Origin of the sequence: Photobacterium gaetbulicola (genome assembly GCF_003025515.1) — a bacterium.
Lineage (GTDB): Bacteria > Pseudomonadota > Gammaproteobacteria > Enterobacterales > Vibrionaceae > Photobacterium > Photobacterium gaetbulicola.
Genome location: NZ_PYME01000003.1, coordinates 102697 through 115467 on the forward strand (window position 1 = coordinate 102697; position 12771 = coordinate 115467).

Consider the following 12771-nt stretch of genomic DNA (forward strand, 5'->3'; position numbering starts at 1 on the left):
CTGAATATAAATATAAAAATAAAGGCACTCAAAAAAATCAGCGATTGTTAACCATACAAGTCGATATAACCGCCTGACTACAGTACTGTCCTTTTTCATAAGGTGGATAAAAAAAGGATACCGATTCAAACCCGGACTCTATTAATAATTGTTCCCAATTTTCAGCATCTATAAGTGGTGAAAAGGGAATGCGCTCATTGTCACTAAATAACCACCACCCTTCGGTCAGACCAAACGTAATCGTGGCAAATACCGAAAATGCCACCAACTCATTAATTATCAGCACACCACCAGGCCGCAACAACTTAACAATATTATTGATAACAGGACGGATTGATGAAGTGGCATGCAGTACATTGGAAGCATAGATGACATCAAATGTTCCGTTGCCGGTTATTGTTTCATCATCTGAATCTTCAATATCCAACACCTCAAATGAGGTAAAAGGATATTGCGCCGCAAATTGTTTTTCGGCGTCTTTTACCAGAGTAAGAGAGATATCACTAATACAGAGCTCAGCCATACTGTTCGAACGTTCCATCTCTTTGATCACCGCTCGTGTCGTCGCACAGGTACCGGCACCAATTTCAAGCACTCTCGGCAATGGTTCACTCGAACCTACGGCCCGTTGTAGTACTGAAACCACCTGCTGGGCCACTTTTTTATTGAATTCGTCTTGCAGCTCATTTCCACGGTAGGTATTGGCTACCATCTCCGAGCGGCCTTGCGGAAACAGTACTTCAAGCCCGTCGGCTTTTCCCGCAATTACGGCAGGCAAACTTTTTGCGCATTGGAGCAATAACGTCATATGAGCATCGATAGCAGGACAGCTCAAAATAAGGCTTTCTTTCAGAGCAGCAAGTGTCTTGATCGACTTAATATTTTCTTTTTTTAATTGAATTTTTTCATCTTGTCCGTTTTCAATTAAAAGTCCAGCTTTATCCAGAGCTGAAATACAGGCAAAGAGTAAAGTTTCTTTATTTTCTCCAGTAGGAATAGATGATATTGAGAATCCATTTCCCCTATCATCCCCTAATTTTAAAAGTGCATGTGCAATAAGGTGAGTTGCGATGTATTCTATACCAGACAAAGCATCTATATAATTATTTAATTGTTCCAATTTGATTTTTTCGCTAAGCATAATATCAAACCATTATTTTTTAACGCTCACTGAAAGCATTATCTTTTATTTGAATTAGCGGGGACAAGAAATATTCAATTAGCTTTCTTTCTCCAGTTTTGATCTCACTTAACACAGACATCCCTGGAGTTAACTTCAAAGGATTACCATGATAGTCGAGAGACTGCTGATCCAATTTAATTTTCACCTCAAAATACAATCCGCTCTCGACAAACTCTATGGCATCAGGTGAAACCGACTTTACTATTCCGGTTAACTTTCCATACTGAGTATAGGGGTAACTCTCAACTTTAATCACCGCTTCAGCCCCAAGCCGGACAAAGCCAATATCCCGGTTAGGTACATACGCAACGACTTCAAGTTCAGTTTCATCTGGAATAATCTGCATGACCGGCTGGGCTTCTAGCAACACTTCACCAGCTCGATATGCCTGCAGACGGTGTACAATGCCGGACACCGGTGCTCGCAACTGACTGTGGGCTATACGGGTATCAACCCTTTTCAATTCCTCTCTAGCAGCACTTAATTCCTCAAGTGCATTTAACCGCTCAGTCGCTACAGCACTTTTCACCGCAGCTTGATAGCTGAGCATTTCCTGCCTCACCTGCCTGATTGAGGCCTCGATGCGCATTTCCCTTTGCCTCAAAACATAGAGCTCCTTCTCATCGGCAATCAAGTTCCTTCGCTCATCAAGCCAAGACAGCCGAGATAATACTTTCTGCTCACTCAGCACCCGTTTAGCATTTTCTTGTTCGGCAGATATCGCCAGAAACTGTTCCAGCTTATCAATGGATGCGATAACTTCAGCTTTCTCTGCTAATCTCTCCTGTTCCTTACCATCGAATTTTTCTAGCTCAGCAAAATAACTGTTAATTTCCGAATTCATTTTCATCTGCTGATGTTTAACGAAATCCGGATCTAGGTTCTTTGCACCTTTGAGGATGCCATAGCTTCTGTGAAGCTCATCAAAAGCTCTATCCGTCATTTCCAGACGATCTAAGATCAAATTCTGATAGGCAATTTTCCGCTCGATATGTACCTTATCAACATCGAAATCGGTAGTGTCCAACTCTAACAGCAATTGCCCGGCCGATACCTGCTCACCCTCTCTAACCAACAATCGGCTAATTTTCCCAACCGCTACTGGCTGAATCCTAGTCAAGTGTGAAACCGTCTCTATTTTGCCTCCTCCCGACACCAAGATATTAATGTGTCCCAAAGATGCCCAGAGTGCGAATCCTCCAAAAATTAAGCAAATCACCAATAGCATTAACTGTGCAGCTACTGCTGGCGGATGCTGCTGCAACCGTATCATTGCCGGAGAAAAAGACATATCGTCATGTGGGACAAGTTTGGGGTTTAGCCATCGACCAAACATAGCTCACCTCCCGCCTGCTGCTTATACAGTTGTGCATAAGTGCCACCCGAACGACAGAGCTCCTGGTGCGAACCCTGTTCTACAATTCGACCTTGATCCATCGTGATGATCCGATCGGCATCCCTAACAGTCGACAAGCGGTGCGCAATAATAATGACAGTCCTTCCAGAGCAGATTTCTTTCATCCGTTCCTGGATAATATGCTCAGACTGATAATCCAAAGCACTTGTCGCCTCGTCTAAAATCAATACTCCAGGATCAGTAACCAGTGCTCTGGCTATCGCAATTCTTTGACGCTGACCGCCAGAGAGGTTCCCCCCTCGCTCTTCCAGCACCGTGTCATAGCCGTGTGGCATCTGCATGATGAAGTCATGAGCGCCAACCAGTTTCGCCGCTTCAATAACTTGCTCCAGACTCAGGGACGGATCCCCCATAGCAATGTTGTTTTTGACTGTCGTTGCGAATAACACATTATCTTGCAATACCACCCCGATTTGCTGGCGCAGCCAAACGCCATCAAGGTGCCTAATATCCTGACCGTCATAAAATATGTGCCCACTGTCAGGCTGATAAAGCTTATTCAGCATGCGTACCAAGGTACTCTTGCCCGAGCCAGAGCGGCCGACAACACCGACGACCTCGCCTTCATTGATGGTAATAGAGACCTGATCCAAAGTGCTGGGGCCTTCTTGCAAATAAGAGAAGCTAACATCCTCAAGTTCAATCTTGCCCTCAAGCTTCTTTGGGGTAATCAGATGCTGTTTTGGTTGAGACTCCTCGTCAGCATTCAGGATTTCAGCTAGTCGGACAACGGCAACGCGAGCTTTTTGTAAACTTTGCCACAAATGCGCAAGCCGAATCACCGGCATCATTATATTTGTAGTCAACATACTAAAAGCAATTAGCTGACCGATTGTCATACCACCTGACATCACCAAATTTGCTCCAATATATAGGACGAACACGGTAGTCAATTTGCTTATCAGTTCGACTCCCTGAATTCCTCTCGCTTGGATCATCTTTCCTTTAAATACAACTTGTACGAATTCAGCTAGTATTGTATCCCACTGCCGACTCATATTTCCTTCAATACCTAGACTCTTAAGCGTTTCGATACCAGAAACATTTTCCACAAGAAATGAATTATTCCTAGCGCCTAGACCAAATTGTTGATCAAGATTTTTAAAAAATGCTGGAACATTAAATGATAGCAACACCACATATAATACAACCGAAGCAATAACAACCATTGTTAGTACTGGGCTATACAAATACATTACAGATAGAAGAACTAGAGTAAAGGCCAAATCAATGATCATTGTTACTGTTGAGTCATTTAAAAACTGGCTGATATTTTCCAGCTCTCTGACTCTTGAGAGAATTTGACCAACGGAGTTTTTTGAAAAATAGGAGAAAGGTAATGCCATTAATTTAGAAAAAACCTTAGATCCTAAACTCGCATCAATCCTTGTAATTGTATGATAGAAAATATAGTCTCTCAGCAATGCCAAAGATACATCACAAAATGAGACCACCACCATTCCAACAGTCAATAGAATGAGCGTATCAATATTATGATGAACAAGTATCTTATCAACCACTACTTGGAAAAAGAATGGTGTCACCAGAGCAAAGCACTGTAGGAAAAGAGAAGCAAGAAGGAGCTGAAAAATAACAGCCCGATGTCTCAAAAAAGCAGAAATCAACCACTTAAACCCAAAACCTTTCTCGGATTCCACAGCTGGCTCAAAGGTTACGACACCGCCATCCCAAAACAATGAAAAATCACTAGTATCAACACTTCCCATGTCACCACCATCAAGTATCAGTGTGACTTGATCGGTCCGAACTTGTTCCACGATTGCCCATTGACCATTCTTAATGCTGATCATAAACGGAGAGCATAGCTGACCAATCTCTAGCAATGTTGTTTTCTGATATTTTGCCAAAATGCCGAGTTTTTTTGCCGATCTTTGAATGGAATCAATATCAAAAAAATCCGCCCCTTCTGAATAATTTTTTATCAAGTTATGCTCTGAAGTAATAATATCATGATAGCGATAGATCTTATTCAACGCTTGAGGAGCAGTCATAAAATTCAATGTTTTCACTGTATAAGCAACCTATCATTAATCAACTAAGTTAAGACTTTCATAGCGTAAGTTCATCATATCAACATCATTATTATTTATTAAAGCATTCCTTATCGAGCCAAACTATTACTTCGACACACTTCACAAGATCAATCACAAAAAGTTAACTTCAAAATAAAAAAAACAACTATTCATCGCAGAAACAATGAAAATAAGTTAAATAATCACACCACTAATAATATATTGCTCCGCCAACCACGAATTAACGCAACAGCAACCCATCATTTTTAATAAGATCAGAACACCAAACACAAAAAAATCACTCAAAAAAGACGTATTCAAGCAATTGAATTTATTAAAATAAGCTTACCTTAACCTTTCAACAAATCACCATTGACACTGGGCACAGTCTAAATATTCAATCGTCATAAATAATGTGTCCTATCTCGCAAAAAAAATAACAACCATTAATATATGACACAGTCCCTTCCGACTCGGTTAATATAAATACAAATAACATTGAATGGGTGGGTATTTTTACTTCTATTATGCTTGGTTGTTTTTTAGTCTTTTTTTAAATCAAAATAATCAACACAAAACAATGAGGGAAATACATGATACGAAAATCACTCTTATCAATAGCACTTGCTACCGCACTTTGCTCACCGGCTCATGCAATGACAGCCGCTGACGTAAGCCAGTTGGGCAACGGGCTCGATATCACTTACGGTGTCTTGGACAACACCCAAGATGACTGGCGTACCTTCCGCGGGGAGATATCATTTACCAACACCAGCAAAAAGGAGCTGCCGGCTTCGGGTTGGGCTATCTATTTCAGCCATATCCGGATGATGAAAACACTTGCCACACCAGCCCTAAAAGTCACCCATGTAAATGGGGATATCTTCAAGCTTGAGCCTACGGCACAGTTCACTCCATTAAAGCCCGGCGATACCTTCCACTTTGAGTTTGATGCAGGAGACTGGCAGGTTGCTAAAACCGATATCATGCCTAACTGGTATCTGGTATCAGAAGACGCAGGCCAGGAAGTCACAGCGCTGATCACCAGCACCAGCAATAAAATCAACGGCAAAATCCCGGTCAAACCAAGTGAAGAGCTACCGTTCGTCGGTGACTTTGATTCACCAGAAAAGTGGAAGCGTTACGGCAGTAATTTGATCACCGACTATTATGATCCGTTTACCGCACAAGACCGCTTCGAGCGTAATGCTGATCTCAGTGTAATAGACAATATTCGCGGCGTGATCCCTACCCCGGCTTCAATAACAGTAGGCACAGATCAGGTGAGCCTCGACAACACTTGGGTTGTAGTTTTCGATAATGGCTATGAAGAGCAAGCCGAGTACCTTGCCAAACAGCTTGGGTTATCAACCGCAGCATGGTCACCACAAACGCAAAAAGTCATCCATGTTGGCTGGGGGCAGATCACCATTGATGGCCAAAACAAGTGGGCCGAAGCCTACCAGCTCGACGTTGATGCTGCTGCAGAAAAGATCAACATCAAAGCGGTCGATAAGGCTGGTGCATTCTATGCTGCCCAAACCTTGCTTCAGCTGAAAGATGGCCAAGCGATCCCGGCAGCCAAGGTTGTCGATGCACCGCGGTTTGCTTACCGCGGGCTTTCGGTCGATTCCAGCCGAAACTTCCGCAGCAAAGAGTCAGTGATGCAACTTCTTGACCAGATGGCAACATTCAAGCTCAACAAACTTCACCTCCGTCTTGCGGATGATGAAGGCTGGCGAATTGAGATTGCCGATCTACCAGAATTAACCGAAGTCGGTGCCAATCGCTGTCATGATCTGACAGGAACACAATGTATTTTGCCTTTCTTGGGAGCGGGTCCTGACGGAACGACAGAATCCAACGGCTATTATACGGCACAAGACTATAAAGATATCCTTCGCTATGCCAATGCTCTAAATATCGAGGTGATCCCTGAGCTTGATATGCCTGGCCATGCCCATGCGGCGATCAAAGCAATGGAAGCTCGCTATACCAAGCTCATGGCGCAAGGTGACATAGCAGGGGCCGAGCAATATCTACTGACTGATCTTGATGATCAGTCGGAATACCTCTCAGTCCAGATGTTCAAGGACAACGCAATGAATGTCTGTATGGACTCGACCTACCGCTTTGTCGATACCGTCGTAGCCAATTTAGTTTCTCTTCACCAAGGTATTCAACCGCTCAAGAAATTCCACTTTGGTGGTGACGAAATTGCCGGAGCTTGGAAAGACTCCCCGATCTGCCAAGACTTCATTGCCAACAATACCGACGGGATCAACAGTGTCACCGATCTCAGCCGTTATTTTGTAGAGCGTATTTCCACGATCACAGCCAACTACGGCCTCAACCTTGGTGGCTGGGAAGACGGCCTGATGAATGAAGGCAAGGTATACCCTCGAGCCCAACTAGCCAATACCAAGGTATCCGGTAACGCATGGCAGAATATTTGGGAATGGGGTGTCGCCGACCGAGCCTATAATCTGGCAAATAATGGCTATGATGTAGTTTACAACCAAGCAACCCACATGTATTTCGATCACCCATACGAACCTGATCCGAACGAGCGTGGATACTACTGGGCACCTCGATATACCGATACCCGCAAGACTTTCGGCTTTATGCCGGACGATCTGTACGCCAACGCTGACTTCACTCGTGCAGGCGCCCCTATTACTAAAGATCAAGTGATTGAGGCTGCAGGCGTAAAATCACTTGAGCGCCCAGAAAAAGTGATTGGTTTGCAAGGCTCACTATGGGCGGAAACCGTACGTACCGAGGAACAATTCGAAGGTATGGTATTCCCAAGGCTGCTAGGGATGGCCGAGCGTGCCTGGCACCGAGCGCCATGGGAAGCTGATGATCTCGCGAACGTGGTTGTTGACGAGGAGGCAAGAAAGGCAGACTACAACCATTTCGCTAACTTAGTTGCACAAAAAGTATTCCCGAAAATGGAAGCAGCAGGCATTGCGTTTAACCTTCCTGTTCCGGGAGCCATCATCGAAGCGGGTCTACTGAAAGTGAACTCCCCATTCCCAGGTCTTACGGTTGAGTATTCAACAGATAACGGCAACAGCTGGCTTGTTGTTGACCAGCAGGCCCCACCAGCCGTGACCGCTGGCGTTCAGGTCCGCACCGTATCTGGCGATCGCACCAGCCGCATAGCAACGGTGCAGTAAGCACTCCTCCAGGCAACCAGCCTCCACACGAGGAGGCTGGTACATCAGAGCCATGCTGCTGGCATTTCAATCATCGGCGCGATCCCTCCAACTGAAGTTACCCACTGTTTTTGTGGATAACATCAAACAATCGTTTAAAAACAGAAGGTTAGTATTTTCAAGACAATGACGGGATTTTTTTACCAACAAAAGAAAAGCCGCACCATTGCGATGCGGCTTGATTTTTATCTCTATTCTGTTGCTCTAGTCTACCTACACAGCACACATAGAGCGTTAATTGAATTACAACTTGAGGCTTCGCCACTCATTACGTTGAGTATGCCGTGCCCGATACAGTCACAAGTTTAAATCGGGCATCAATTGTGTTTGGCGAAGAAGTATCATCACTTTGTTTGTCACTTAACCAAATTGTAGACTAAGCAATACCGACGCTTAGCGATAGTTGATTCACATCAACCTGCTCCCTGTACCCTTGAGCCAATGAATGAAAACAGCCCATTCCTCCGTAAGCTATATATGAGTCAGCTCATTTACAGGTCACATCATAAATATGGTACTAAATTCTACTTTTAGCAAACCTGATTTACCACATCATCAACTAAATTGTGACCGACGCCAAACTCTGTTTTGATCCACCCCACGCCGCCCGCCCCCGAAATTAGTGTAGAATGCCCCCCTCAGTTTGTTTTATGTCCAAAAGAGGTTACTTTAGCGCAATGCCAGCATTTACTAATGCTTTGATACATATACCCACAGCCCAAGCCGCGCTGGCTTTAGCCTCTATGGGAACAGGTCTAGCCTGGTCACTATACTTCCCGGATCATGCCAACTGGTACCGTGGGATAGGGGCCTTGATTGGAGCAATCCTGCTACTCCCTGTTGTGCTAAAGTACCTGCTCAACCCCAAGCGGTTCATTCAAGATCTCCGCCATCCACTATACGGCAGCTTAATGGCACCCATGTCTATGACAATGTTGGTGCTTTCCGATTATTTGTCATCAATCCATGTTGAAGTGGCTCGCGTGCTTTGGTACCCCGCTTTAGCCCTGCATATGTTTATGATGGGCTTCTTCTTTTTTTGCCAAATCAAAAATTTCCGGCTGACCAACATGTACCCTAGCTGGTTTCTTTACCCGGTAGGTGCGATCAGTGGCACCTTAGCCGGTCCTCAGCTTGGGCACCATGACTTTGCCTTGGCCATGACGGATGCCTGTATCGCCATTTACTTCCTCATGCTGCCCGTAGTGCTCTACCGCTTATGCTTTGCCGGGCGGCTGCCTAGGCCAGCAAGGCCAACGCTGGCGATCATGGCAGCTCCTGTCAACCTCTCACTGACAGCTTACCTACTCAATGTTAGTGAACCGGACCCGGTCTTGACCGGCGCCTTGGCAGGAGTGGGGATCACTATGACTATCCTAGTCTACCTATGCTACTTCAATTTGCTCAAGCAACGCTTTCAGCCCTCACTGGCTGCGGTAACCTTTCCATCAGTGATCAGCGCTGTTGCCCTCGAACGCCTCACTGATTGGTTCGCCATTCATTACCCGCACTGGTCTTGGCTAGAACGTTTGGGTATCTTTGAAATGAGTGTCGCCACCGGACTTGTTCTCTGGGTAGGCTGGAACTACCTGGGCTACTACTGGCCTCAGGCCTCGCCCTCAAGGCTGCTTTCTAGTCATTGAGACAAGAAACCATATTAAAAAAGCGGGCTTTTCGGCCCGTTTTTTTATTGGGTATATAATTGAAGTGTAAGACCTGTCCAGCAGCCAGATAGCCAACTATTTGCGCTAACGGGGGATAATTTCACACTTGCTTGCGGAGGTAGACGATGAAACACCTCGTTTTTCTTGTAGCAGTCCTCGGCTTAGCGGCCTGTACCGGCCAGTCCTATGACACGGAACTGGCCAAGGAAAACCAATGGAAAATGCTTGGTGTTAAAGACGGTGAAAATGGCCGTTTGGTTCGCACCGAGGCTGAACTCAGAAAACTCAGCGATTTGCCGACAGGCGCAATTAACGAATATCGCCTTGGCTACCAGCAAGGTATTGAAGATTACTGCCTACCTTACAAAACCTACAAACACGGTAAAAAAGGTCAACAATACACGGGCCAGTGCCTCAATACTAAAAATGAAAAACTAGCTATCCAAGGTTGGGAAGCCGGTTACAAAGAGTATGTTGCCGAGCAAGATCAACTCTGGTTAAACACTGAATAGCCTCTACAAAAAAGCGGCCTCTGTAGGCCGCTTTTTCATTTCTTAAGCTGTCATCATGGCCATAGCCAATAATCAGCAAAGCCCTAGTGTGGGCTTACTCTTGCTCAGTCTTTTTTTGCTCAGCCTTCTGCTGCTCTGCTTTTTGACGAGCCAGGAAAATTTGGGTTAACGCTAACATCTCAATCATTTTTTGACCTTGCAGTGTAATTTATTACCAGATAACGGCAAAATACTACAATTTAGTGTGATCAAGCTCAAATTATTTCCTTGTTTTCGTGTAACAAAACAACAAAAAATGGTGAGCGAACAAGAAAAAAGACTTTCCTCTATGTATCCCCGCGTTTTTTCAGCCCCTACCATATTTTTTACTTTTAGTTGAAAAAGGCCCATTTCACTGTTCTGCTTCCCGCCCCACAAAAACATCAACCCACCCTATAGAACCACCGCCCAAATTTGTGATACAAATGCAACCAAATGAATAACCCCGTCAAGTTCCATTCAGGTAAGACCACTATGCTGGTATCAATATCTGTTTAAGGAGAGAACGATGAAATTAAGTGATATCAAGAGCCTCCGGCAGCTTAACAGCCACTACCAAAAAAATACGCAAGGCAGTATTCATCGCCGAAGAAGAAGCAGGGTAAGAGAAGAAAATCCCATTGAGAACTTGGCTGAAAGCACGATTTGGGCAGGGCGCAACCGTCGTTACAACACAGCCAATACATGACCGCAACTCATTTATTTCATCTTGCATGGCTATCGGTAAGCTATCACACCGTGACCTAGCAAGAAAAAACGGCCCTGAGTTTTCACTCAGGGCCGTTTCCCGTTCCTAATACCCTGGGTTCCAAGCAGGATATTCACTGGGTCTCCCCAGTAGGCCTCAATCATGCAAATGAATATCAGACCTTTTAGCCATCCTCCCCCGTTCTAAGGAGAATGGAGCTGTGTTCATAATTTGATTCTCTCAAATCTGAAAGCAATTTATCACATAATTTTAGTAACGCAAAAAAAATTTGAGCAATTGCATTATTTTTTGATTTAATCCCAGATGTTAGTGCCCAAATAACCAAAGTGGCCGGTATTATGCGCAATTTTCACCCCAAACCGGTAAGTTTAGGCGCCTGATCAGCGGGTCTGCGTAATTGTGTGTCGCCCAAGACACGAGGTGCCCCTGCGCCGCAATACTACCGAGGTTGATATCACAATCCGGCTTTCCGGCTACCTCCACCCCTATCGGCCCGTCAAGTGAGAAGCTCAACTTGTCCAGCTCATAATACAACCCCCAGCCCTTCTGCTTCAAATAGGCTTCCTTCAGCGTCCAAAATCGAATGAAGCATTCAGCCTGTTGCTCGACGGGCAGGCGATCCAGCCTTTCGCGCTCAGCCTGGGTCAGTACAGCCTGCTTGAGTCCGTCGATCTCGCTGACGGACATCCGATGCGGCGATTCGACATCGACCCCGACTTCACCGTAGCGGCTGACAATCAGAACACTGCACTCATCACAGTGACTCAAGTTGAAAAACAAACCGGACTGTCCGCCTAGATATGGCTTTCCGTAGGAGCCTTGAGAAAACACTAACTCGCTCCCGGTGCAGCCGAGGTGATCAGCGAGGATCCGGCGCATAAACCAATGGCTGACCGTATACCTGGCTTTGTCTTTATTAAAGGTGAACCGATCGACTTGATCTTGTTCACACTTAGCAAGATCACGATAAAGCCGAGGCCAGATATCTACTTTATTTTTCATTATATAGATAACATCGTGAGCCGATAAATCGTCAGCGTAACTTTCCCCCCTAAGCACGGAACCGTCTCCGACCTGAAGTCACACTGCCCATCTGTGTTTCTATCAAACCACAGATCCGAGGATACTCGGTATTGAGGAAGAAGTGCTCGCCGTCGAACCCCGTGAGCAAAAACGCCTGTTGGGTATATTTTTGCCAGCCTTCGATATCGTCCCTATCGGCAACCACATCGGCACGGCCGTATAGCGCATGGATAGGACAGCTGACTGTCTGGGATGGATCAAAACGATGGGTCTCATGCATCTTGAAGTCACCGCGAAGCATTGGCAACAGCAGCAGTATTGTCTCTCTGTGCTCAAGAATCTGTGGTACCGTTCCACCGTAATCATACAACTCACTGACAAACTCAGACTCAGGCAGAGCATGGAGCTGTCGCTTCTTGCTCTTCCTTTCAGGAGAACGGAAGCCTGATACGACCAAGAGTTCAGGTGAGCAACCGTAATGTTTTTCCATATAACGGGTCAGCTCAAAAGCAATCAACGCCCCCATGCTGTGGCCGAAGAACACGCATGGCTTATCCATCAGAGCCTTTACTATCGGCGCCAGCGTTTCAATCAACAATTCAAGATCAGTTATCACTGGCTCGGAGAACCTAGCCTCCCTCCCCGGCAGCTTCAACGCCCACACTTCCGTCTGAGACAGATGCGCAGTCCACTGGCGGTAGATGTTGGCTCCACCTCCCGAGAAAGGAAAACAAATCAACCGGTAATCTCCATTGTCGTGATTTGTGAAGTTGGCAAACCACGTATCGATAGCTTGCTCGGGCTTTGCATTGACAACTTTCAACTGAGCTTTCATTTTAACTTTCAACATCCTATGTTTAATGTCACTGTTCAGATTCCACAAATTGATTGGGATAGCGGGCTATTTCTTCAATAGCCCTGGCCGGAAAATGCCACTTGTAGTGCGATAAGTCTTAGTGATTAACCGACG

Annotated in this window: 9 protein-coding genes; 4 read left to right on the forward strand and 5 right to left on the reverse strand. The window is 45.4% G+C overall.

Features of this window, described 5'->3' with window-relative positions; translation table 11 throughout:
* Positions 1–37: 37 nt before the first annotated feature.
* Genes C9J03_RS03320 through C9J03_RS03330 form a run of 3 tightly spaced genes read right to left on the reverse strand, consistent with a single transcriptional unit; the run spans position 38 to position 4630 of the window.
* The gene (locus tag C9J03_RS03320) at positions 38–1141 is read right to left on the reverse strand and encodes a methyltransferase (RefSeq protein ID WP_044621686.1); all 1104 of its coding nucleotides are present in this window, start codon (positions 1139–1141) and stop codon (positions 38–40) included.
* Positions 1142–1160: 19 nt separating this feature from the next.
* Complete coding sequence (locus tag C9J03_RS03325) at positions 1161–2519, reverse strand: HlyD family type I secretion periplasmic adaptor subunit (protein WP_044621687.1); 1359 nt, start codon at positions 2517–2519, stop codon at positions 1161–1163.
* Positions 2501–4630 (reverse strand): peptidase domain-containing ABC transporter, encoded by a 2130-nt coding sequence (locus C9J03_RS03330; protein ID WP_146149056.1) that lies wholly within the window; start codon positions 4628–4630, stop codon positions 2501–2503. Before C9J03_RS03330 ends, C9J03_RS03325 begins: the two co-directional genes overlap by 19 nt.
* 596 nt (positions 4631–5226) lie before the next feature.
* Here C9J03_RS03330 and C9J03_RS03335 point away from each other — a divergent pair.
* From C9J03_RS03335 to C9J03_RS26445, 4 genes are all read left to right on the forward strand, one after another.
* Positions 5227–7815 (forward strand): family 20 glycosylhydrolase, encoded by a 2589-nt coding sequence (locus C9J03_RS03335; RefSeq protein ID WP_044621688.1) that lies wholly within the window; start codon positions 5227–5229, stop codon positions 7813–7815.
* A 716-nt stretch (positions 7816–8531) separates the two neighbouring features.
* On the forward strand, positions 8532–9497 hold the full coding sequence (locus tag C9J03_RS03340; protein WP_039460731.1) for a TDT family transporter: 966 nt from the start codon (positions 8532–8534) through the stop codon (positions 9495–9497).
* A gap of 146 nt (positions 9498–9643) precedes the next feature.
* Positions 9644–10030, forward strand: a complete 387-nt coding sequence (locus C9J03_RS03345) for a DUF2799 domain-containing protein (RefSeq protein ID WP_044621689.1) — start codon at positions 9644–9646, stop codon at positions 10028–10030.
* Between the two features lie 547 nt (positions 10031–10577).
* On the forward strand, positions 10578–10757 hold the full coding sequence (locus C9J03_RS26445; RefSeq protein WP_146149057.1) for a hypothetical protein: 180 nt from the start codon (positions 10578–10580) through the stop codon (positions 10755–10757).
* Positions 10758–11114: 357 nt separating this feature from the next.
* Here C9J03_RS26445 and C9J03_RS03355 read toward each other — a convergent pair whose 3' ends face one another.
* Together C9J03_RS03355 and C9J03_RS03360 are read right to left on the reverse strand one after the other, a co-directional pair.
* Entirely contained in the window at positions 11115–11780 is a 666-nt protein-coding gene (locus C9J03_RS03355; protein ID WP_146149058.1) for a 4'-phosphopantetheinyl transferase family protein, read from the reverse strand.
* A 49-nt stretch (positions 11781–11829) separates the two neighbouring features.
* The gene (locus tag C9J03_RS03360; RefSeq protein ID WP_162845542.1) at positions 11830–12636 is read right to left on the reverse strand and encodes a thioesterase II family protein; all 807 of its coding nucleotides are present in this window, start codon (positions 12634–12636) and stop codon (positions 11830–11832) included.
* Positions 12637–12771: the final 135 nt, after the last annotated feature.

Coding starts and splice junctions, on each gene's coding strand:
- C9J03_RS03360 (WP_162845542.1), bottom strand. CDS start 12,636: ATGAAAGCTCAGTTGAAAGTTGTCAATGCAAAGCCCGAGCAAGCTATC.
- C9J03_RS26445 (WP_146149057.1), top strand. CDS start 10,578: ATGAAATTAAGTGATATCAAGAGCCTCCGGCAGCTTAACAGCCACTAC.
- C9J03_RS03355 (WP_146149058.1), bottom strand. CDS start 11,780: ATGAAAAATAAAGTAGATATCTGGCCTCGGCTTTATCGTGATCTTGCT.
- C9J03_RS03340 (WP_039460731.1), top strand. CDS start 8,532: ATGCCAGCATTTACTAATGCTTTGATACATATACCCACAGCCCAAGCC.
- C9J03_RS03335 (WP_044621688.1), top strand. CDS start 5,227: ATGATACGAAAATCACTCTTATCAATAGCACTTGCTACCGCACTTTGC.
- C9J03_RS03320 (WP_044621686.1), bottom strand. CDS start 1,141: ATGCTTAGCGAAAAAATCAAATTGGAACAATTAAATAATTATATAGAT.
- C9J03_RS03325 (WP_044621687.1), bottom strand. CDS start 2,519: ATGTTTGGTCGATGGCTAAACCCCAAACTTGTCCCACATGACGATATG.
- C9J03_RS03345 (WP_044621689.1), top strand. CDS start 9,644: ATGAAACACCTCGTTTTTCTTGTAGCAGTCCTCGGCTTAGCGGCCTGT.